Origin of the sequence: Tardiphaga sp. 215_C5_N2_1 (assembly GCF_052076055.1) — a bacterium.
GTDB lineage: Bacteria > Pseudomonadota > Alphaproteobacteria > Rhizobiales > Xanthobacteraceae > Tardiphaga > Tardiphaga robiniae.
Genome location: NZ_CP197240.1, coordinates 1,457,538 through 1,479,706, shown reverse-complemented (window position 1 = coordinate 1,479,706; position 22,169 = coordinate 1,457,538). Strand labels below are relative to the sequence as shown.

The window sequence follows — 22,169 nt, the reverse complement described above, 5'->3', positions numbered from 1 at the left end:
GGAAGGCGCTTAGTCGCTGCCGAGGACGCGTGACCACCAGCCGGCTTTGCGCGGCTGGGCTTCGACCGCAGGGGCCGGTGCAGCGGCTGGAGCAGGTGCCGGCTCCGGGGCTGTAGCGACAGGCGCTGCCGCGGGCTGTGGCTCCGGAGACGTCGAACCGAAGTTGACCTTCTCGCGCACCGTCGAGCGACGACGTGCTGCAGCCTTGTCATCTTCCTGCGGTGCCGCGGCTTCCTGCACGGGGGGAGGTGCTGCGACAGGAGCAGGGGCAGCCGGCGCCGGCTCAGGCGCTGCCGGAGCGAACATCGGCACGGCGTTGTGACGGCTCTGTTCGGCCTCTGGCTGTGGTGCGGCATAGGACGTCACGGCGTCCGGAGCTGCGTGCTGGCGCGTGTCCTGACCTTCGAGATCGGCCACAGCATCGCTGGCTTCCGAGCTCTGCGTCGGTCCGAGTTCATCGGAAATCGATCCGGCGAGACCTTCGTCGTTACCACCACGCCGACGACGACCGCCACGACGACCACGGCGACGCGGACGTCGCTCGCCATCGGCCGGCTGGTCGGCGCGGGCTTCACGGGGCTGATCGTCGGCCTCGTCGTCTTCGCTGTCGTCGCCAACGGTTTCGACGTTACCTTCAACCGCGCCTTCAGCGGCGTTCTGGAGATCGCCGCCCTCGCGACCGGGAGCGCCGCCTTCGCGGGTTTCACCGGAGCGACCGCGACGGCGCCGACGGCGCTTGCGCTTGCGGCCATCGCCGTCTGCATCGCCGGTGGCGCTTTCACCCGAGGTCTCGTCGTCGGTGAGACCTTCGGTCTCCTCGGTTTCGATTTCGGCTTCCGTCTCGAACAGGTCTTCGTCGTCGAAGGGGTCTTCTTCCAGCGGCGGCGGGAAGGCCGCAACCTGAGCCGCGAGAAGCGCCTTGGCGGCTTCCAGCGTATGGACCTGTTCGCCGCGGTCGATCACGAAGGACTGCTGACCGCTGACATTCGGATCGGCGATGACGGCGAGCGTCACCTTGAAGCTATTTTCGAGATCGCGCAGATGGCCACGCTTGTGGTTCAGCACATAGAGCGCGACATCGGTGCGGGTGCGCACGATCAGGTTATGCGTGGCGCCCTTCATCAGGGTCTCCTCGAGGCCGCGCAGCAACTGCAGGGCTACCGACGAGACCGAGCGGACATGACCGCTGCCGCCGCAATGCGGGCAGATATCGGTGGAGCTCTCCAACACGCTGGCGCGGATGCGCTGGCGCGACATTTCGAGCAGGCCGAAATGCGAGATGCGGCCGACCTGAATGCGCGCGCGATCCTGGCGCAGGCAGTCGCTCATCTTGCGTTCGACAGCGCGGTTATTGCGCTTCTCGTCCATGTCGATGAAGTCGATCACGATCAGACCGGCGAGATCGCGCAGGCGCAGCTGACGCGCGACTTCCTCGGCGGCTTCGAGATTGGTCTTCAGCGCGGTGTCTTCGATGTGGTGTTCGCGGGTCGAACGGCCCGAGTTCACGTCGATCGAGACCAGAGCTTCGGTCTGGTTGATGACGATGTAGCCACCGGAGCGGAGCTGCACGGTCGGCGAGAACATCGCGTCCAACTGACTCTCGACGCCCATGCGCGAGAATAGCGGCTGGCCGTCGCGGTACTGCTTCACCGCGCGCACATTGCTCGGCATCAGCATGTGCATGAAGTCGCGCGCTTCCTGATAGCCGGCTTCGCCCGCAACCTGGATTTCGTCGATTTCCTTGTTGTAGAGGTCGCGCAGCGAGCGCTTGATCAGCGAGCCTTCCTCATAGACGAGGGTCGGGGCCTGCGACTTCAGCGTCATGTCGCGGACGGTTTCCCACATCCGGATCAGGTATTCGAAGTCGCGCTTGATTTCCGGCTTGGTGCGCGAGGCACCGGCGGTGCGCAGGATGATCCCCATGCCTTCCGGCACGTCGAGGTCCGACACCACTTCCTTGAGACGCGAACGATCCTGTGCCGAAGTGATCTTGCGCGAGATGCCGCCGCCACGGGCAGTGTTCGGCATCAGCACGGCGTAGCGGCCGGCGAGCGACAGATAGGTGGTCAGCGCAGCGCCCTTGTTGCCGCGCTCTTCCTTGACGACCTGCACCAGCATGACCTGGCGGCGCTTGATGACTTCCTGGATCTTGTACTGGCGACGCGGACGGAAGGCGCGCTCCGGGACTTCCTCGAGAACGTCGTCACCGCCGACGGATTCGACCTGATCCTCTTCGGCTTCTTCCTCGCCGTCGTCTTCGTCTTCCTCGTCGTCGTGTTCGTCGCTGTCAGCGGCAGCGGTGTGCTCGCCCTCGGCACGCTCTTCGTGGTGAACGTCCTCGGCATGCGCCGCGTTCTCTTCGGCGTGAGCGGCCTGAATCTGTTCGTCATGCGCGTGATCATCATGCGCCTCGGCGGCGACTGGCGCCGGCGTCTCCGCAACGGCTTCGACCGGAGCAGGCGAGAAGCCTGCCGAAACAGGCTGTTCGGTCACAGGCTCGGATGCAACGACCTCGGACACGACGACCTCGGGAGCCGCAGCTTCGGCAGCGACGCTCTCGGACGCGACCGGTGCGGCGGCATGATCGTGATGATCACGGTCGTGCGCATGATCGCCTTCGGCGTGCTCATGCGCGTGGGTGTGCTCGTGACCGTCATGGTCATGATGGTCGTGATCGGCAGCGTGGTGCCCGTCATCATGGGTATGGCTGTGGACCTCGAAGGCCGGATCGCGCGGCTGTTCGGCCTGCGACGGATCGATCGCCGTCGTATCGACGACATCGCTCTGCACCCGCTCGCCACGGTCGCGGCGACGGGAGTTGCGATGACGCGAGCGCTTACGGTTGGAGCGGTTTTCGGTCTCTTCCTCAGCTTCGCGATGAGCCCGTTCATCCGCCTCGATCAGCGCCTGACGGTCGGCGACCGGGATCTGATAATAGTCCGGATGGATTTCGCTGAAAGCGAGAAAGCCGTGGCGGTTGCCACCGTATTCGATGAAGGCGGCCTGCAGCGACGGTTCGACGCGCGTGACCTTGGCGAGATAGATATTGCCGCGGAGCTGCTTGCGCTGCGCAGTCTCGAAATCAAACTCTTCGACGCGATTGCCGCGAACCACGACGACCCGGGTCTCTTCCGGGTGGGTCGCATCGATCAACATTTTGTTTGGCATTTGGAAGCTCATGGAGGCGGACGGCGTGCGTGGCGGCAAGCGCGTATCGCGCAGCCGGGTGACGCAACGGTCCACCTGATTCGGGGGTGAGGGGAAGGCCGAAACACAGCCCTGAACGCCGTGCCGATCGCGAGGTCAGTGCGGGGCGACGCGCGAGGCTTGGGCCTCGCATCGGCATAGTTCCCACCTGGGTCTCGGTCGGCATCACAGTCTGGCGCATCAAGCGTCGGCCCGTCTGAACATCTTGGCGGCAAAGGCGCCGCCTTTTGCTGACGTCCGGCGCGCCGCAGAACGCGGTCACCGGCTGTCGCATACTCCGCCCGTAAGGCCGGAATAATCGGTCATGAAGTGTCTAAAGCCGCCCCGGGAGCGAGAAAGGACCTGGGACCGGACACCGCCTGGGCTAAGACCGCCTCTCTGGGCAACCGCGCGCTGCGCTGGTTGTAGAGAGGAGGCCGGAAAACGCTGGATCCACCGATAGATGGTCGGGGGAACGAGCGTTGCACCGGGAGGCTGAACGCGACACAACCGGGAGTTAAACCGTCAGCTCTTCGTACATACGAGGAATGGGGGTCGCATGCAAGGGAAGCGTCACAAGGCTGCAACACTCAGGCTTATTCGATATGGCCGACTTAAGCTCCGGTTAACCCTGCAATCCTATTGGGTTAATGAGGGGCTGCTTCGGAGGCAGTGGATTCGTTGACGAGCCGCGCAAATCACATCGTCAGGCTGGTCACGGTGCTCTTCAGTGCCGGTTTTGGGCTGTTTTGGTGCCCGAACTCCGCCCAGGCCGCCGGCGAGACGCCACGCGCGGAAGTCGAGGGCGTTTTCCCGATCGCCTCCGACGTGCGGATCGCCGGTGACGAGAAACAGACCCGTTTCATTCTCGATCTCGACCGGAAGATCCCGCTGCGGGCCTTTGCGCTGGCTGACCCGTATCGGGTGGTCATCGATCTTCCCCAGGTCAATTTCCATCTCGATCCCGGCGCCGGGACCGTCTCCCGCGGCCTGATCAAGGCGTTCCGCTACGGTCTGGTGATGCCGGGCGGGTCGCGCATGGTGTTTGACCTGACCGGACCTGCCAAGATCAAGAATTCCTACGCGCTCGATCCCGCCAACGGGCAGCCGGCGCGGATAGTGATCGAGCTCGAATCGGTCGATCGCACCACATTCGTACAGGCGCTGGCGGTTGAGAATCGCCCGGATCTGCGACCGGCCGTCGGAGCGACTGCTGCGGCATCTCCGGTTGCCACCAAGGTGGTCGCCAGCGCCGTGCCCGATGCCGCGCCGGACGCCCGTCCGGTCATCGTGATCGATCCCGGTCATGGGGGCATCGATAACGGCACCCAGGCCGGCGGTGAGAGCGAGAAGGGGATCGTGCTGGGCTTCGGTCTGGCCCTGCGTGACCGTCTGGAGAAGCTTGGCAAATACCGGATCGTCATGACCCGCGCCGACGATACGTTCATCCCCCTGGATGAACGGGTGAAGGTGGCGCGCAATCAGTCGGCTGCTTTGTTCGTCTCCATCCATGCCGACGCATTGCCGCGCGGCGAGGGCGATGCGCAGGGCGCCACTGTTTACACACTATCCGACAAGGCCTCCGACGCGGAGGCGGAGCGGCTGGCAGACTCGGAAAACAAGGCGGACGCCATCGCCGGCGTCAATCTGACGGAAGAACCAACCGACGTCGCCGACATTCTGATCGACCTGGCGCAGCGCGAAACCCGGACCTTCTCGAACCGCTTTGCCCGGCTTGTGGTGGGCGAGATGAAGACCACGGCGCGGATGCACAAGCATCCCCTCAAATCGGCAGGTTTCCGCGTGCTAAAGGCCCCGGATGTCCCCTCAGTGCTGATCGAACTGGGTTACGTGTCCAACAAGGACGATCTCCAGCAACTGATGTCCGAGAACTGGCGCTCCAAGACTGTCGGGGCAGTCGCCAAGGCGATCGACGGGTTCTTCTCCAAGCGGATGGTCTCTGCCGGCCCGGGAAACTGACGACCGGAACTGAAAATGACAAATCTTTCAGTACGAAAGCCTTGGTCTTCAGTATGAAAGCCCTAGTTTGGCCACAGCCGGCGCTCTATAAAAATTTCCGAGCGGCCGTCAGAATCGGTCAAGACTGACGGCCATTTCGGGTTGTCTCCTTAGCTGATTTTTGCCGCGGGACTTGTTGCTGACTTCGCGCCCATGGGGCCGCCGTATGCTATATTGCGGCACAGCGATTGAAACGGATCGTCGATAATGCGTCTGCTGGTACGGTTTCTGGGTTTCTTGTTCGCTGCAGGAACCGTGGTGTTCCTGGTGGGCGTCGCCGCCGCAGCAGGGCTGATCTGGCATTATTCGAAGGACTTACCAGACTATTCGCAGCTTCAGGATTATGAGCCGCCGGTCATGACGCGCGTCCATGCGGCAGACGGTGCACTGCTTGGCGAATACTCCAAGGAGCGCCGGCTCTATCTGCCGATTCAGGCCGTGCCGAAGCTGGTGATCAACGCGTTCCTCGCGGCCGAAGACAAGAATTTCTACGAGCATGGTGGCCTCGATTATTCGGGCATGGCGCGCGCGATGGTGCTTTACGCGCAGAACCTTGGCTCCAACCGCAGGCCGCAGGGCGCATCGACGATCACGCAGCAGGTTGCGAAGAACTTCCTTCTGACCAACGAGGTCTCCTTCACCCGCAAGATCAAGGAAGCCTTGCTGGCGATGCGCATCGAGCGCACCTATTCGAAGGACAAGATTCTCGAATTGTATCTCAACGAAATCTATCTCGGCCTCGGTGCCTATGGCATCGCCGCCGCCTCGCTGGTCTATTTCGACAAGTCGGTGAACGAACTGACCGTGTCGGAAGCGGCGTATCTCGCAGCTTTGCCGAAGGCGCCGTCGTCGCTGCATCCGATCAAGAACCGCGACCGTGCCATCGAGCGCCGCAACTATGTGGTTGATCGTCTGCTGGAGAACGGCTGGATCAAGCAGGCCGATGCCGACAAGGCGCGCAAGGAGACGCTGAGCGTCACCGGCCGCAACAGTTCGGGTCACATCTTTGCCGGCGAGTATTTTGCCGAGGAAGTGCGCCGCGACATCCTGGAACGCTACGGCGAAAAGAAACTCTATGAGGGCGGCCTGTCGGTCCGTACCACACTGGATCCCAAGCTGCAGGTCATGGCGCGCAAGACCATGACCAACGGCCTGATCAATTTCGACGAGGTGCGTGGCTGGCGCGGGGCGACCAACAAGATCGATATTTCCGGTGACTGGGGCGTGAAGCTCGCCGAGGTCAAAGCGCTGTCCGACATCGCGCCGTGGAAGCTCGCTGTCGTGCTGGATGTCAGTGATCAGTCGGCGCGGATCGGCTTTCAGCCGGGCCGTGAACTCGGCGGTGCCGTGCTCAAGGATCGCCAGACCGGCATCCTCACGTTGGATGGCGTGCGCTGGGCCAAACCCGCCGCCGGCCCGACAAAGGGCAAAACACCGACGGCCGTGTCGCAGGTTTTGGCCGCGGGCGACGTCATCTATGTCGATCCGCTCACAAACAAGGACGGCTCGGTCGTCGAAGGCCAGTTTCGGCTGCGGCAGTATCCGGAAGTGTCCGGCGCCATGGTTGCGATGGATCCTTTGACCGGACGTGTGCTCGCCATGGTCGGCGGCTTCTCGTTCGACCAGAGCCAGTTCAACCGCGCCACGCAGGCCTATCGTCAGCCCGGCTCATCCTTCAAGCCGCTGGTCTATTCGGCAGCGATGGACAATGGCTACACGCCGTCCACCGTCGTAGTCGACGCGCCGATCGAGATCGATCAAGGGCAGGGCGCCGGGGTGTGGCGTCCGGAAAACTATTCGACCGGCAAGTATTACGGCCCGGTGACGCTGCGTAATGCATTGATGCGCTCGCTGAACACCGTGACAGTGCGACTGGCGCAGGACGTCGGCATGCCGCTGATCGGCGAATATGCCAAGCGATTCGGCGTCTATGATGAATTGCCGAACTATCTCTCCTATGCGCTCGGCGCCGGTGAAACGACCGTCATGCGGATGGTGACGGCCTACTCGATGTTCGCCAATGGCGGTCGCCGCGTGAAGTCGACGCTGATCGACCGTATTCAGGACCGCTACGGGCATACGATTTTCAAGCATGACCAGCGCGAATGCCGCGGCTGCGACGCGCCGGAGGGTTGGAAGAACCAGGCCGAGCCGCAGCTCGTCGATCGCCGCGAGCAGGTGCTCGACGCCATGACCGCCTACCAGATCACCTCGATGATGGAAGGCGTCGTGCAGGGCGGCACGGCGACTGTGCTCCGCGAAGTCGGCAAGCCTATCGCCGGCAAGACCGGCACGACCAATGACGAGAAGGATGCCTGGTTCATCGGCTTCTCGCCTGACGTCGTGGTCGGTATCTATGTCGGTTACGACAAGCCCCGGAACCTCGGCAACAAGGCCACCGGCGGTGCGCTGGCTGCGCCGATTGCGAAGGACTTCATGAAGCTTGCGCTCGCCGACAAGCCGGCCGTGCCGTTCCGCGTGCCTGCCGGCATCAAGCTGATCCGCGTCGACGCCAAGTCGGGCATGCGCGCCGGACCGGGCGATGGCGGCCGCACCATCCTCGAGGCCTTCAAGCCGGGCACCGCGCCGCCGGACAACTATTCTGTGATCGGTGTCGCCGATGCGGACGGTCGTTCACTCTCGGTGTCGCCGGAAACCGACCGCAGTTTCATGCGACCGGGAACGGGCGGCCTGTATTGAGGCTCATCTGACCCACAGCAGATCCTTGCGGATTGCACTTTGCCGCGCACGCCGCTACATCCCGATCACCATTCGTATTGCGGCTGATGCCGCCAGATCAGAGTTTCCATGCGCGCTGAAATCGAACGCCTCGTAGAAGAGATCAAGCAGTCAGTCGGGCTGCTGAGGAGGCATCTTTGACGTCGATGCATCCACGGCACGACTTGCAGAGCTGAACGCTCTCGCCGAAGACCCCAATCTCTGGAACGACCCGCAAAAGGCCCAAAGGCTGATGCAGGAGCGCACCTCGCTAGAGGATTCGCTTCAGGGCATCGGCAAGGTCATGCGCGAACTCGACGATAATATCGAAATGATCGAGCTCGGCGAGGCCGAGGGCGATCAGGGCGTGGTGACCGAAGCCGAGAATGCGCTCAAGGCGCTGAAGAAAGAGGTCGCGCGCCGCGAGCTGGAGGCGCTGCTCTCTGGCGAGGCCGATCGCTTCGACACCTATCTCGAAGTCCATGCCGGCGCCGGCGGCACCGAGAGTCAGGACTGGGCCTCGATGCTGCTGCGCATGTATACGCGCTGGGCTGAAAAGCACGGTTTCAAGATCGAGTATCTCGAAGAGACGCAGGGTGAAGAAGCCGGCATCAAATCGGCGACCATCCAGATCTCCGGCCACAATGCCTATGGCTGGCTGAAGACCGAAGGCGGCGTGCATCGTCTTGTGCGTATCTCGCCTTACGACTCAAACGCCCGTCGTCACACCTCGTTCTCCAGCGTCGCGATCTTCCCGGTCGTGGACGACAGCATCAAGATCGACATCAACGAGTCCGATGTGCGCGTCGATACGATGCGTTCAGGCGGCGCCGGCGGTCAGCACGTCAACAAGACGGAATCGGCGGTGCGTCTCACGCATATTCCGAGCGGCGTGGCCGTGGTCTGTCAGGCCGGCCGTTCGCAGCACAAGAACAAGGCCCAGGCTTGGGACATGCTGCGCGCACGTCTTTACGAGATCGAGCTGAAGAAGCGCGAAGAGAAGGCTGCTGCCGATCAGGCCGCCAAGACCGATATCGGCTGGGGTCACCAGATCCGCTCTTACGTGCTGCAGCCCTATCAGATGGTGAAGGACCTGCGCACCGGCGTGCAGACGTCGGACACCTCAGGCGTGCTCGACGGCGACCTTGACGAGTTCATGGCGGCGACGCTGGCGCAGCGCGCCTTCGGCACGTCGCCAGGCGCCATCGACGACGTGGACTAAGCCATGCCCCAAGTTTTGCCCCATGTTGCGTTCATCGGTTTGGGACGCATGGGGCACGGCATGGCCGGCTGCTATCTCGAAGCCGGCTTCAGCGTTGCCGTCTGGAATCGCAGCAGGGCGAAAGCAGAAGATCTGATCGCACGTGGTGCACGCTGGGCAGCTTCACCGGCGGATGCAGCCGAAGGCGCCGATGCCATCGTCACGATGGTCGCCGATGACGAGGCTTCACAGACTGTGTGGCTCGGCATTGATGGTGCCGGGCGAACCGCGAAGGCGGGCGCGCTGGCGATCGAATGTTCGACGGTGTCGCACCAGCATGCGCTCGATCTTGCCAGGGCGCTGCAGGATCGCGGCCTGATCTATATCGATAGTCCGGTCACCGGTCTGCCGGATGCGGCTGCGAGCGGCAAACTCACGCTGCTGGTCGGCGCGGATGCTGCGGACCTCGACAAGGCCCGGCCGTTCCTAGCGCCGATCGGATCGACGATCCGGCATTTCGGCCCCGTCGGATCGGGTACGGTTTACAAGCTGATCAACAACCTGATGGGCGCAATCCATATCGCTGGGCTCGCCGAAGGTCTGGCCATCGCAGAACATGCCGGGCTGGACATGAAGCTGGTGCTGGAGTCCATCGCGAGCGGCGTCGCGGCAAGCCCACAGGTGCTGCGACATGCGCCGCGGATGGTGGCCCGCGATTATTCAGGTGCATCCTTCACCGCTGCATTGCGCCATAAGGATGCGGCCTATGCTGTGAGATTGGCGGAGCAGCTTTTGCAGGCGAGGCCCCTGGTCGGCGCGGCGGCTGTTGAAGCCTATGAAAAGGCAAAGGCTTTCGCGCCCGACGATGACGAAGCCAAAATGATCGAGCTCATCTCGCAACCGAGAGACGGCTGAGCAAGCTAACCGCCCGCCAAAGTCTGCGGCGTCTTGAAACAGTCGCGTCGCTGCGTGGCCGCTTCCGTTCTTCCTTTCACCCGATATCATCCCCATGCCGGAACTCAACATCCGGCGCTGGCTTATCCTGACGCCGCATGTCGCGGTGTCACGAATTCAACGGGGTGTGGGGCATGAACAAGATCATTCCAATTCTTGCTGTTGGCGTTGCATTGATGCTGGGCGGCTGCGGCCGCGATCCCGGACCAGCAGGTCCGAAGGGCGAAACCGGCGCGCAGGGGCCGGCCGGTCCGCAGGGGGCGCAAGGCGTTCAGGGCATTCCCGGCGCGCAGGGACAGGCGGGTGCACAGGGACCTCAAGGTCCGCAGGGCACGCCCGGCGCCAAGGGTGACAAGGGCGATGCGGCACCAGTGAGCTTCCGCGCGGTGCAGGCAGATGGCGCGATCAGCTGCGAGGCGACGGAGACGCTGGTGTCCGTTGTCTGCCCGAGTGGCGGCGCACCGGATGGCACCAAGTGCACCACGACGCCAACCGTTGGTCTCTGCCTGAAGAAGTAATTGTGTGGCAGATTGAAATCGGCTGCTAGCCAACAGGTCCCTCGCTCGCAGGTGAGCGAGGGCCTTCAAACTTGCGGACGCGTGCTAGGCCTTGCCGTCGCTGCGTCGTCCGTAACTCGGAGGCACCGAAATCACGAGGTAGTATTCACACCGGCGCGCAGTCTTGTTCTCGAACCAGTGCTCGACGTCGACTTCGAAATACAGCGAGTCACCCTCATCCAGAACCGTCTCGGTATCCTTGGTTCTCACGGTGACGCGTCCGTGGGTGGCAAGGACGTGTTTGGATGTGCCCTGCGGGTAGGCGGGCAATTTGCCGGTCGAGGTTTTCGGGGGCAGGTGATGCAGGACGACTTCCACTGCCATGCCGGCCATGACGGGCGACAGCAGGAAGCGCTCGAAGCCCGTCTTTGAATCGCGAAAGATCTGGCGTTGATCCTTGCGCACCACAGCGAAGGCGCGTCGTGGCGCGTCGTCGTCGCCCATCAGCGTCGAGAACGATGTTTCCAGAGCCAGCGCGATACGTCGCGCGACCCCGATCGTCGGGCTCTTCTCGCCGCGCTCGACTTTCGACAGCATCGCCCGACTGACACCGGACTGCTTGGAGAACTGCTCCAGGGTCAGGTTGGCCTGTTCACGCAATATGCGAACCCGATCGCCGAATGCGCGACTGACGGGGTCTTCACGAACGACCTTCCGCGTCGCCGGTTTCGCCATATCGGGTGCTGCTCCAATGTCATTCGCGGATGTAATCCGCCGGTGATTCCATCTTAGGCGCCGTTGCCCGCCATGTCACATCCTGCTGCGGCAGATGACCGCGTGCGTCTTCTAAAGAATAAATAGCCGGGATGATCAGCTTGCCAAAATCTTCTATCGAAGATAGGTGTATCTTTAGAAGATGCCGGCGATCCGGCCGACAAGCAGACATATCAGGAGGAAGAATGCACCTTGTTACTTTCCTGCATGAGGGCCGGGCCACGGTCGGCATTGCAGATCAGGCGCTCACTCAGGTCTCGCCGCTGCCGCGCGACGTTGCCCCCGATATGATTGCGCTAATTGCCAATTTCGATAGCCTGAAGGGTACGCTTACCGCTTCAGCGGGCGCGCCCCTTCCTATCGCCAGCGTTGAGCTTCTTGCGCCAATCCCGCGCCCGGCACGCAACGTGTTTTGCGTTGGCAAGAACTACCATGAGCACGCGAAGGAATTCGCGGGCAGCGGTTTCGACTCCTCGGCAAAGGAAGTCGTGCCGGAAGCGCCAGTCATCTTCACGAAGCCCTCGAGCACGGTGATCGGTTCCGGCAAGTCGATTCCGAATTATCTCGATCCGACCGACAGCACCGACTACGAAGGCGAGCTGACGGTCGTCATCGGGCGTGGCGGCCGCGGCATCAAGAAGCAGGACGCGCTGGCGCATGTGTTCGGTTACACGATCATCAATGACGTCACAGCACGCACGCTGCAGCACAAGCATCGTCAGTGGTTCATCGGCAAGGGCATCGACGGTTTCTGCCCGATGGGTCCGGCGATCCTGACCGCTGACGAGATGCCCGACCCGACGAAAATGCGACTGACGACATCCGTCAACGGCGAAAAGCGCCAGGATGCGTCGGTGACCGATCTCATCTTCGACATTCCGACGCTGATCGAGACGCTCTCGGCAGGGATCACGCTGGAGCCGGGCGATCTGATCGCGACCGGAACGCCGGCTGGCGTCGGCCTCGGCTTCACGCCGCCGCGCTTCCTGAAGAAGGGCGACGTGGTTACGATCGAGGTCAGCGGCATCGGCAAACTCGAAAACCCGGTCGGCTGATTAAGCCTACACGGGTTGCGGTTTTGATGAAGAGGCGCGGGGCATCATCTGCCCCACGCTCAATTCTGCGAGCTTCAGCAACTTAGAGCTTTGAGAGAGCTCCAGGGCGCCAGGCGCTGTCTCCCGAGATGGTGCGTCGTCCCCTGGATGCGACTGAAACCAATGAGTTGCTCAAAAACAAAACGGGAGACAAATATGAAACGTCGTGACTTCATTGCCGGCCTCGGGGGCTTGTCGACGCTCGCTTTGACCGGTCAGGGTGTAAGCGCGCAGGAAGCCTGGCCGAGCCGCAACATCACCATGGTCGTGCCATTTCCGGCTGGCGGGCAGGCCGACATCGCCGCGCGTCCGGTCGCGAGCTATATGCAGAAGGTCCTCGGCAAGCCGGTCATCATCGACAACCGCAGTGGCGCTGGCGGCTCGCTCGGCAACGCGACCGTTGCCCGCGCGCAGCCTGACGGGCATACGCTGCTGATGACGCTGTCGTCGCTTGCGGTTCTGCCCGAGTCGGATCGCATCTATGACCGGCCGGTCGCCTATGAGGTCGACCAATTGCAACCGGTCGCGCGCGTGCTCGCGGATCCGACCCTGTTCGCGGTGCCGGCCAGCGCGCCCTGGAAAACGATTCAGGAATTCGTCGCCGACGCCAAGGCGCGACCCGGAGCGATATCATACGGATCGTCGGGCCCGTTCGGTACGTTGCACGTCTCGATGGAGATGTTTGCGATCGCCGCTGGCATCAAGCTGCTCCACGTCCCTTATCGCGGCGCAACGCCTGCGATCAGCGATCTCCTGGGCGGCCAAATCCAGGCGCTGGCCTCGGCGCCGGGCACGCTCAAGCAGCATGTCGATGCCGGGACACTGCGTGTTCTCGCGAACTTCGGCGGTGAACGCCTCGCTGCCTTCCCGAATCTGCCGACGTTCAAGGAACTGGGCTATTCCGATGTCGAGTTCTACATCTGGGCCGGCCTGTTCGCGCCGAAGGGAATGCCAGCTCCTGTCGTGACCAAATTGCGCGAGACCATGAAGCAGGCGATGAGCGATCCGGAAGTCACGAAGACATTCGAGGCTGCCGGCAACATGCCCGCCTATCAGGACTCGGAAGAGTTCGCGGCGTTCGTGGCGAAGGACAGTGCGCGTCTGGTTGCCGTCGCAAGGAAGATCGGCAAGGTCTAATTGCGGCTGCGCGTCCACTCCGACAGCCAGGCCGTGAAGCGGCCGCTGTCGCGGGTGCCGCCATGCCAGGCGGCAGTCATCTGACCGTCGCTCGCAACCATCAGCACCACGTCGAGACCCGCCGAACGGCGCAGGGTCTCTACGGCCTGCTGCGGCGTCTGTGCGATCGGGCCAGCGACGTTGAATGAGGTATTCACCGAGAGCTCAACGCCGATATGGCGACCGAGCGCCTTGAGATAGGCATAGGTTAGTGGATCGTCCTCGGCGCGGACGATCTGGATACGGCCGGTGCCATCGGCATGGATAACGGCCGGAATTCTCTCCCGTGCATGAGGCTTCGATTGCGCCGTCAGCACCATGTAATTGTAGGCGTTGTAGTTCGCGTCAGACGCGCCTTCCAGCAAATCGAAATACTCGTGCGCCGCGTCAAGTGTCGCCATCGGCGCCAACGGGCGGATCGCCTCGCGATATTTCACGCGTTCATTGAGCCGTTCGCGCGTACCGGCGTCGCAGGGATTGGCGAGGATCGAGCGATGGCCGAGCGCACGTGGGCCGGTCTCCGCCGCGCCCTGATAGAGCGCGATGATACCATTCTGCGCGACCATGAAGGCCATCAGGTCGGCAATTGCATCGCAGCCCTCAGGCGTTGAGATATTGCCGATTGTCTGTGTCTTGATGTCATCAGCCTGCAGTGCCGCGGTGATGTCGCCCTGCGTCGGCGCATCACCGCAATAGAAAGCGTGCGTCATCGCGGCGCCGCGTGGCGCGCCGATGAGATGCGCGAACATCCAGGCCGCGCCGATAGTCACACCGGGATCGCCGGGCGTCGGCGGGATCCAGAGATGCAGTCGTTTTGCACGCCCCTGAGTCTGCTTGAACCAGTTCTCGTCGAAATGCTGCAGCAGTCGCATGTTGCCGAGCGCGTTCAGCGCCACGCCGCCGGTGAGCACCAGCCGATGCGCGCCGGTGGTGCGCAGTAGATGATCGACGACGTGCTTCATCGCGTCCTCGAACACAAGCTGCGTCGCTGCCGCTTTATCGAGACGGTCCTGCGTATCCGGCCGGTGCTGGATATCTTCGACGCGCAGCACGGCGTCCGGATTCCAGAGCTGATCTGGTTTGAGCGGCTCGCCGAGAATCTTGATCAATGCGGACTTATAAGGCGCCTCGAACGGGTCGCAGTACCAGTTGCCCATGGCGCGGTTGAGTTGGATCTCACCATTAGCACCGAAATGCAGCACCTCGCGCAAGCGTGCGTAATACGGATTGCTGGCGCGATCCATGTCGCCCCAGGCGGCCGCGCCCATATAGCGGCCCTCGCTGGAGAGCCAAGTCCAGCCGCCCTGGGTCGACGAGATGACGCTGTAGAACGCACCCAAGGAGTCGAAGACGCTGTTATTGCAATAGAGCCGCTGCATCTCGCCATGCTTGGTGACATATAGGGAGACCGAGCCCAGATCCCCTGTACCATCCAGCACGGCGATCGCGACCGGTTCGTCATCGGGGAAGGGCGATGCGGCAAAGGAGAACCAGGCGTGGTTGTCGTGATGGGGCACCATCAGCAGCGGGACACGCGCGGGCAGGCCGAATTGCTTGCGGAGCAGCTTCGGGGTCCGCGTCATCTGCTCGAGGCGCCGTGCGTCGAAGCTGACGGAGTTCTTGGTGCGCAGCAGCTTCAATCCGTCGGGCAGTTCTTCGACGATGCTTCGCACCAGGGTGCCGAGCAGATCGGGATAGTCCCAGGTCGTCAGCCATGCATCGATATCGGCGACGTCACGGCCCATCGCCTGCAGCGTGACGCGCATCGCATCGAGTGCTGCGCGGGGATATTGCGTAGTGTGCTTGTCGCCCGAGAAGCGTTCTTCTTCGTTGTTGACGATGAGGCGCGGGCCGAGAGCCTGCGTGACTTCGACCAGCGCCACGCCCGAATTGTGCGTGCCGGGCAGTCCGAGGCCGGCGAGCAGAACCGTCTCACCGCACGCAAGCTTGGCGCGGATCTCTACGATGCGACGGACCGTGAAATGGGAGTCGTTGGCGTGAAAACCTGCCAGCGTCATCGCCCAGGTCGCGACCCGTCGTGTGGCGCGGAAACAGAACCGGCCGAGGCGGGGGAAACGGGGACCGATGCGTCGGGGGGATTTCAACGGGCTGCCTCGGATTGACGGAGACCCGCTTCAATCACATCAGGGGCAGGGCAACAATGCCCCGCATGCTGCAATTAGCCTGCGTTGAGGCGCACGCCGGCACGGAGAAATTTCTGCGGGTCGACGGCCTCGCCGTCAATCCGGGTTTCATAGTGCAGATGCGGACCGGTGGAGCGGCCGGTCGAGCCCACTTGGCCGATCACCTGGCCGATCTTGATGATATCGCCGACCTTGACGTTGATCACGGACATATGGCCGTAGCGGGTCGACAATCCGTTGCCATGGTCGATCTCGACCATGCGGCCGTAACCGCCGGCATAGGCCGCGGAAACGACGCGGCCGTTGGCCGTGGCGCGGATCGGGTCGCCCGTGGCGCCGCGGAAATCGAGGCCCGTATGCATTGCGGGGCGGCCGAGGAACGGATCGCTGCGCACGCCAAAGCCTGAGGTGAATTCGACTTCGCCGACGACGGGCTTGCGATAGGGCACCAGCGCCATCGTCCGGTTGAGCTTGTCCATCTGCGCGCGGGTCACGTGGATGCGGTAGAGCTGGCGTTCGAACGGATCCGCGCTCGATGACAATTTGACCGGCACAAACGGGCCGCCCATGGGCGCGCGCGGTGTGGCGGATTCGAGTTTCGCCATATTCAGCCCGAGGTCCGAAATCGCGCCACGCATGCGGCGAACCTTGGAGTCCATGGATTCTTCAGCCGCGGCGAGTGTCGCAATCTGGCGGCTCTCGACCTGATCGAGCGAGGCCTGTAGACGACCAATCACATTGTCGACGCCGCCGAGTTTGGCGAACTGGTTAGGTTGCTGGGCGGTGAGCGCAGGCGTGCGAGACTCAAGCCGCGCTTCGCGATCCGGCGGCGCCACGAAGGTCACCGTGTCGCTGATCGGCGACGGCTTGGGGATCGATGTCGTAGGCTCGATCGCGGCGCCACGGGCCGGCGGCTTGCCGATCGAACCTGTAACAGACAGATCGGGCATGGTGCCGAGCGCCGTGGCGCGCGATTCCAGCGTGGTCTGCCGGCGCATGACCTGATCGAGCTTCTGGTCGAACTGCTCCTGGTCCAGCATCTGGCGGCTGGTGGTACGGTCGATCTTGGCGCGGAGTTCGGCGATGCGATCTTCGTAGGCATATTGCATGTCCGCCTGGCGCGCGATGAGCTTGGTCAGCACGTCGTCGCGAAAGGCAAAGTAAGTGGCTGTGGCCGCAGACCATGCTCCCAGCACGGTCACCGTGCCGACGACGATCCAGAACACCACAGGCCCGATGCGGACCTGCTTGCCGCCATGAGCAATCGTATAGTCGCTTTGATTGGCTTTCGGGGGCGGCGCCTTGACCGGCCCGACGCGGCGCGCCTGTGGCCGTCCATGGTCATGTGCGTGGTGCTGAGGGTACTCGGCATATTGGGTAGGGCGGTTCGACATCAGCACTCCTGATGCCAGCCGGAGACTCGTCGGCTGGCTCAACGGAGGCGATTTGAGCCCTTCATGGTTAATTTTGAGCAAATGACATTGATCAAATCCGACGTGCCTCTTCGAGCACCGCGTCTGCGTGTCCGTCCACTTTGACGCTGTGCCAGATCTTCGCAACGTTGCCTTTTGCATCGATCAAAACCGTGGTGCGAAGAACGCCTTCGAAGGTCTTGCCGTACATGGATTTCTCGCCCCAGGCGCCATAGGCTTTCAGCATCGATTGTGTCGCATCCGACAGCAGCGGAACTCCCAGCGCGAACTTGTCGCGGAACGACTCCTGAGCCTTTAGCGGGTCGGCCGAGACGCCAAGCACGGCGGCGTTGGCTGCCTGAAAGTCGGCGGACAGGCGGGTGAAGTCGATGGCTTCCTTGGTGCAGCCCGGCGTGCTGGCGCGGGGGTAGAAGAAGATCACGAGCTTCTGGCCGGCATAGTCCGACAGTGAGACCGTGGCGCCGCCATCGCGGGGCAACTGGAAGGCCGGAGCCTTGGCTCCCTCGGCTGCGACACTAGGCGCCGGTGCGATTTTCTCGCGAGTTGCTTTCGGTGCCGCCACGGAGGGAGGCGCAGGCTTCGCAACTGCTTTGGGCGACGCCTTCGCGGCGATCATCTTAGTCGCTGGAGCCTTTTTGGCGACAGGAGCCTTCGCGACTTTGGCGGCTGGCTTGGCTAGTGCCTTGGACACGGCTTTCGCCACAGGCTTGGCTTGCTTGGCGGCAGCCTTTTTGGCTGGGGACTTTGTCGCAGCCTTGGCAGGCTTCTTCGCCTTCGAGGGAGAAGCAGTCTTGGCCGTTTTCTTGGCGGCGGCCTTGGCGGGTTTCTTGCTGGCTTTCTTGGCCATGGATGTTCCTTTCTTCGCGTTCAGCGGTTCAATTGCGCGGCGCGCCCGACGAGGCGCTTGGCCGCAGTTTCCAGCGTCAATCCGGCTTTCGCGCCCGATGCGTTTTCTGCCACTGTACAGATGGCTCGTTTCGAGGGATTCTTGCGCGATTTCTTGGACATACGCCTTCCTTTCGTCGCTTTCAGCGGCTCAGTGTGATGACATTGCAAAGCACCGGCGATCGGGTGGCGGCACGTTGCGGTGCAAATGCGCTGGCCCAAATATGCTGGTCTCGGAGTATGGTTACAAAGGATTCGACGCAACACACGTTCCGTGCGCCATAGGGGCGCCGCAACGACCGCACGACGAGTTATAATTCAAACCGAGGATTGGCAGCGATGCCGGCAGAAAAGCGCTCGTCGGTTGTCGATGCGCGAAGGGCCGGTGACGATCATTCTCATAGTCAGCGCCAGCACCGAGAGGCAATGGCCAGAAATAAGCCGCCACAAGCGTATCGATCGCGCGCCGATGACGAGTCCTTGCAATGGGATGATGCCGATTGGGATCATCAGCATGACGAGGCCGGGCATCACCGTGCACGCCGCTTGCTGTCCAAGAAAGATAGTGGCTGGCACCGTTTCGGCGATCGACTCGTTGCGGTTCGCGATTGGCTGTTCGGCGGTCGATGGGTCAAGCGGATCGCGGCTGTTCTCGGCATCCTTCTGATTATTTTTGGCGTTTGCTTTGGCGCCTTGTGGGTCCGGCTGGGCGCAGGCCCGATCAATTTCGACATGGCCACACCGTGGCTGGTCGAGGCGATCCAGGACAATATCGGGCAGGGTAATACGGTCGAAGTTGGCGGCACGCAGATCGAACGCGCCGGGCGGGTCCGGATGGCTGTGCGTATCCGCGACATCGTCGTCCGCGATCGTGATCACGCCGTCGTGGCCAGTGCTCCGAAGGCCGAAGTCCGGCTCTCCGCTGCTGCCATGATGATGGGCCGCTTGCGCGCCGAAAGCCTCAACCTGGTCGATGTCGTGCTGGCTGTGCGCATTACGCCGGATGGGCAGGTGACCGTGTCGACAGGCGAGAATGCTCGCCCGATTGCGACGGGTGTCGCATCGCCGCGCACACCAGGGTCGTGGCTCGGTCCGGGCAGACAACCGGAACTGACCTTCCCGCGGCAGCCGCAGCCGCCGGTGGTCCAGATTCCGCAGCCCCCTGCTGACAAGCGCGAGGCATCCACCGGCTTGCTTGCGGGTCTCGATTGGCTCGACAGCCTGACCCTGTCGGGCCTCGACGGACAGAACCTCAACGAGATCGGCCTGAAGAACGGCAAGCTGGTGGTTGATGACCAGCAGCGCGGCAATACGTGGGACTTCAACAATATCAGCCTGACCCTGCGCCGACCGAGCGGCGGCGGCGTCATGATGACAGTGGGCGAAGGCGGCAAGGCCCCATGGACACTCGGCGTCACAGTCGGTGCGCCAGCCAATGGCGTGCGTGCGGTCAGTCTGCGGGCCGACAAGGTCTCGACCCGGAATATCCTGCTCGCGCTGCGCATGAAGGATCTGACTTACAGCGCCGATCTGCCGTTGACCGGTGAGTTGAGGGGCGAAATTGGGCGCGACGGCCTCCCGACCTATTTCCGCGGCAAGCTCACTGCAGGCGCCGGCAACATCATCGATAATGACACGCCGGATTATCCGATGCCGATCGATCAGGCGGAGCTGAGCGTCGAGTGGGATGCCGGCCGCCGTGTGCTGCTGGCGCCGTTCAAGTTCGTGTCCGGCGAGAACCGCGTCACTTCGCTTGCCCATGTCGAGCCACCCAATGGCGCGACCGACTCGTGGCAGGCAGGGATCAGCGGCGGCACCATCGTATTGGGTGGAGGTCCGGGTGAAGCGCCGCTGATCTTCAACAGCATCGACATCGGCTTGCGTTTCGATTCCGACAACCGCCGGGTTTTGCTGACGCGGGCGAATATCAGCAACGGCGAGATCGGCGTCGCCGGCACAGGCAGTATCGACTACGCCGGCGAGCCGCGCATGACCCTCGGCTTTGCGGGAACGCCGATGTCCGCCTCGGCGCTCAAGCGCATGTGGCCAATCCTGATCGTGCCTGAAGTGCGCGAATGGGTCACCGAACGCATCGAGGGCGGGCAGCTTCAGAGCATCGAGATCGGGGTCAATTCGCCGACCAAGAACCTGACACGGCGCGGGCCGCCAATCCCCGATGAGGGGCTGTCGGTGAAGATCCTCGCCAATGGGGTCGCGCTACGTCCGGTGGATGGCATGCCGGTGATCCGCGACGGCGATCTGCGCGCGCGCGTCACAGGACGGACCGCGACCGTGAGCATCGGTCAGGCAAACTCCGAGACCGCGGGCGGACGCAAGCTCAATCTCAGCGATATCGTGTTCGAAGTTCCGGATATGGCGCCGAAGCCATCGCCAGCTCGCGTGCGTTTCAAACTGGAGGGACCGGTGGCGGCGGTGGCCGATGTCCTCAACTCCAACCGTCTGAGCGAAGTCACCGGCAACATGCTCGACCCGGCGACCACAAAGGGCAATGTGACCGCTCAGGTCGCCATGGGCATGCCTATCCAGCACGAACTGACCAAGGCCGATACGACCTACAACATCACCGCGGATCTGACGGCATTTTCCGCCGACAAGCTGGTGATGAACCAGAAGCTCGAAGCCAATTCGCTGAAGGTCACAGCGAACAATCAGGGTTATCAGGTCAAGGGTGACGTCAAGATCAACGGGCAGGCGGCATCGCTCGACTATCGCAAGCCGACCGATGGCGATGCCGATGTGCGTCTCAACGCGACGCTCGACGATGCAAGCCGCGCGCGGCTCGGTGTGGACCTCGGACCGGCGGTGGTCGGCAATCTCCCGATCAAGGTTGTCGGCAAGATTGGCTCCGGGGACCGTGACAGCAAGCTCGGGGTCGACGCCGATCTGACGCCGTTGAAGCTCGACAACATCCTGCCGGGCTGGATGAAGCTGCCCGGCAAGAGCGCTCGCGCTGTCTTCAACGTCGTGAAGAAGGGCGACACAACGCGTCTGGAAGATATCGTCGTCGATGGCGGTGGGGCTTCGATCAAGGGCTCCGTCGAAGTCGATCAGAACGGTGACCTCGTCGGTGTGAATTTCCCGACTTATTCGCCGTCCGAAGGCGACAAGACGTCGTTGAAGGCAGACCGTGGTCCGGATGGCGTATTGAAAGTCACGATGCGTGGCGACGTGTTCGACGGCCGCGGCTTCCTGAAATCGGCGATTTCCGGCAAGGATGGGGATCCCAAGAGCAAAACCAAGTCGGTCGACTTCGATATTGATGTGAAGCTCGGCGCCGTTGCCGGTTACTACGGCGAGGCGGTTCGCAGTGTCGATGCCAAGATTTCGCGGCGCAACGGTACGATCCAGAAATTCTCCCTGAGCGGAAAGCTTGGACGCGACACACCGCTGACGGGCGATATGCGCGGACGCTCCCAGGGTGCCGGCCGTGACGTCATCTATATCGAGACCAACGATGCCGGCGCCTTCCTGCGCGCGACCGATACCTATTCCAAGATGTCGGGGGGGCAGCTCGCACTGGCAATGGATCCGCCATCGTCGGACGCCCGCGCCAAGGAAGGCCTGATCAACATCCGTGACTTCAATGTCAAGGGCGAGGCGCAACTGGCCAGTGTTGCCGGAGGCGGGCAGAACGCGGCGCAGAGCAGCGTCGCGTTCTCGCGGTTGCGTGCCGAGTTCACACGGCAGAACGGCCAGCTCACCATTCGGGACGGCGTTGTCAAAGGCCCGACCGTCGGTGCGACCATCGAAGGCAGCATCGATTACCCGCTCAACCAGGTTCGGATGAGCGGCACCTTTGTGCCGATGTATGGGCTGAACAACATGTTCGGCCAGATTCCGATTGTCGGACTGTTTCTCGGCGGCGGCAGCAATGAAGGCTTGATCGGCGTCACTTACGAAGTCGTCGGTACGCCCGGTGCGCCGGTGCTGCGCGTCAATCCGATTTCGGCCATGGCACCGGGCGTGTTCCGCAAGATCTTCGAATTCGGCACCGGCAAGCAGAACAATTCGGTCGAATTCCCGAACCAGAACAACAACAGCAACTAACGACGTCTGTGGCTCAAGCG

At 62.7% G+C, this 22,169-nt stretch carries 15 protein-coding genes; 8 read left to right on the top strand and 7 right to left on the bottom strand.

The features are described from left to right. Positions 1-9 precede the first annotated feature (9 nt). The gene (locus tag AB7828_RS06940; RefSeq protein ID WP_441229767.1) at positions 10-3,168 is read right to left on the bottom strand and encodes an Rne/Rng family ribonuclease; all 3,159 of its coding nucleotides are present in this window, start codon (positions 3,166-3,168) and stop codon (positions 10-12) included. Between the two features lie 699 nt (positions 3,169-3,867). On the opposite strand from AB7828_RS06940, the gene AB7828_RS06935 reads away from it, so the two are divergent. The 5 genes from AB7828_RS06935 (at position 3,868) to AB7828_RS06915 (ending at position 10,596) form a co-directional block, all read left to right on the top strand. Then, positions 3,868-5,166 (top strand): N-acetylmuramoyl-L-alanine amidase, encoded by a 1,299-nt coding sequence (locus AB7828_RS06935; RefSeq protein WP_441229766.1) that lies wholly within the window; start codon positions 3,868-3,870, stop codon positions 5,164-5,166. A gap of 246 nt (positions 5,167-5,412) precedes the next feature. Further along, on the top strand, positions 5,413-7,905 hold the full coding sequence (locus tag AB7828_RS06930) for a penicillin-binding protein 1A (protein ID WP_093758405.1): 2,493 nt from the start codon (positions 5,413-5,415) through the stop codon (positions 7,903-7,905). A 108-nt stretch (positions 7,906-8,013) separates the two neighbouring features. Then, positions 8,014-9,145, top strand: a protein-coding gene (gene prfB, locus AB7828_RS06925) for a peptide chain release factor 2 (protein ID WP_139285829.1) whose coding sequence is annotated in 2 segments (ribosomal slippage) — positions 8,014-8,082 and positions 8,084-9,145 — 1,131 coding nt in all. Because the reading frame shifts where the segments join, the coding sequence is not laid out codon by codon here. Between the two features lie 15 nt (positions 9,146-9,160). Continuing rightward, positions 9,161-10,039 (top strand): NAD(P)-dependent oxidoreductase, encoded by an 879-nt coding sequence (locus tag AB7828_RS06920; RefSeq protein WP_441232205.1) that lies wholly within the window; start codon positions 9,161-9,163, stop codon positions 10,037-10,039. A 173-nt stretch (positions 10,040-10,212) separates the two neighbouring features. Further along, positions 10,213-10,596, top strand: coding sequence for a hypothetical protein (locus AB7828_RS06915; protein WP_068736651.1), 384 nt, complete (start codon positions 10,213-10,215; stop codon positions 10,594-10,596). A gap of 84 nt (positions 10,597-10,680) precedes the next feature. Here the strand turns inward: AB7828_RS06915 and AB7828_RS06910 are convergent, their stop codons facing one another. Beyond that, positions 10,681-11,310, bottom strand: coding sequence for a helix-turn-helix domain-containing protein (locus AB7828_RS06910; RefSeq protein ID WP_089264128.1), 630 nt, complete (start codon positions 11,308-11,310; stop codon positions 10,681-10,683). Positions 11,311-11,534: 224 nt separating this feature from the next. Between AB7828_RS06910 and AB7828_RS06905 the strand changes: the two genes are divergently transcribed. Together AB7828_RS06905 and AB7828_RS06900 are read left to right on the top strand one after the other, a co-directional pair. Further along, entirely contained in the window at positions 11,535-12,404 is an 870-nt protein-coding gene (locus tag AB7828_RS06905) for a fumarylacetoacetate hydrolase family protein (protein WP_093758407.1), read from the top strand. A 195-nt stretch (positions 12,405-12,599) separates the two neighbouring features. Next, positions 12,600-13,580 (top strand): tripartite tricarboxylate transporter substrate binding protein, encoded by a 981-nt coding sequence (locus AB7828_RS06900; RefSeq protein WP_441229765.1) that lies wholly within the window; start codon positions 12,600-12,602, stop codon positions 13,578-13,580. Here AB7828_RS06900 and AB7828_RS06895 read toward each other — a convergent pair. The 5 genes from AB7828_RS06895 to AB7828_RS06875 form a co-directional block, all read right to left on the bottom strand. Further along, positions 13,577-15,724, bottom strand: coding sequence for a carbamoyltransferase C-terminal domain-containing protein (locus tag AB7828_RS06895; RefSeq protein WP_441229764.1), 2,148 nt, complete (start codon positions 15,722-15,724; stop codon positions 13,577-13,579). The genes AB7828_RS06900 and AB7828_RS06895 overlap by 4 nt on opposite strands. A gap of 74 nt (positions 15,725-15,798) precedes the next feature. After that, positions 15,799-17,157 carry a M23 family metallopeptidase gene (locus AB7828_RS06890; RefSeq protein ID WP_439077234.1) on the bottom strand — a complete coding sequence of 453 codons (1,359 nt, stop codon included), beginning with the start codon at positions 17,155-17,157 and terminating at the stop codon, positions 15,799-15,801. A gap of 91 nt (positions 17,158-17,248) precedes the next feature. Beyond that, positions 17,249-18,043 (bottom strand): peroxiredoxin, encoded by a 795-nt coding sequence (locus AB7828_RS06885; RefSeq protein ID WP_441229763.1) that lies wholly within the window; start codon positions 18,041-18,043, stop codon positions 17,249-17,251. A gap of 20 nt (positions 18,044-18,063) precedes the next feature. Continuing rightward, complete coding sequence (locus tag AB7828_RS06880) at positions 18,064-18,204, bottom strand: hypothetical protein (RefSeq protein ID WP_158005733.1); 141 nt, start codon at positions 18,202-18,204, stop codon at positions 18,064-18,066. 195 nt (positions 18,205-18,399) lie between these two features. Then, positions 18,400-18,960, bottom strand: coding sequence for a hypothetical protein (locus tag AB7828_RS06875; protein ID WP_309946059.1), 561 nt, complete (start codon positions 18,958-18,960; stop codon positions 18,400-18,402). Between AB7828_RS06875 and AB7828_RS06870 the strand changes: the two genes are divergently transcribed. After that, on the top strand, positions 18,916-22,149 hold the full coding sequence (locus tag AB7828_RS06870; RefSeq protein ID WP_441229762.1) for a YhdP family protein: 3,234 nt from the start codon (positions 18,916-18,918) through the stop codon (positions 22,147-22,149). The genes AB7828_RS06875 and AB7828_RS06870 overlap by 45 nt on opposite strands. Positions 22,150-22,169: the final 20 nt, after the last annotated feature.

Excerpts from the sequence above, each read along its gene's own strand:
- AB7828_RS06940 (WP_441229767.1), bottom strand. The coding sequence starts at position 3,168 with ATGCCAAACAAAATGTTGATCGATGCGACCCACCCGGAAGAGACCCGG.
- AB7828_RS06930 (WP_093758405.1), top strand. The coding sequence starts at position 5,413 with ATGCGTCTGCTGGTACGGTTTCTGGGTTTCTTGTTCGCTGCAGGAACC.
- AB7828_RS06915 (WP_068736651.1), top strand. The coding sequence starts at position 10,213 with ATGAACAAGATCATTCCAATTCTTGCTGTTGGCGTTGCATTGATGCTG.
- AB7828_RS06910 (WP_089264128.1), bottom strand. The coding sequence starts at position 11,310 with ATGGCGAAACCGGCGACGCGGAAGGTCGTTCGTGAAGACCCCGTCAGT.
- AB7828_RS06905 (WP_093758407.1), top strand. The coding sequence starts at position 11,535 with ATGCACCTTGTTACTTTCCTGCATGAGGGCCGGGCCACGGTCGGCATT.
- AB7828_RS06900 (WP_441229765.1), top strand. The coding sequence starts at position 12,600 with ATGAAACGTCGTGACTTCATTGCCGGCCTCGGGGGCTTGTCGACGCTC.
- AB7828_RS06890 (WP_439077234.1), bottom strand. The coding sequence starts at position 17,157 with ATGTCGAACCGCCCTACCCAATATGCCGAGTACCCTCAGCACCACGCA.
- AB7828_RS06885 (WP_441229763.1), bottom strand. The coding sequence starts at position 18,043 with ATGGCCAAGAAAGCCAGCAAGAAACCCGCCAAGGCCGCCGCCAAGAAA.
- AB7828_RS06880 (WP_158005733.1), bottom strand. The coding sequence starts at position 18,204 with ATGTCCAAGAAATCGCGCAAGAATCCCTCGAAACGAGCCATCTGTACA.
- AB7828_RS06870 (WP_441229762.1), top strand. The coding sequence starts at position 18,916 with ATGGCTGTGCGTATCCGCGACATCGTCGTCCGCGATCGTGATCACGCC.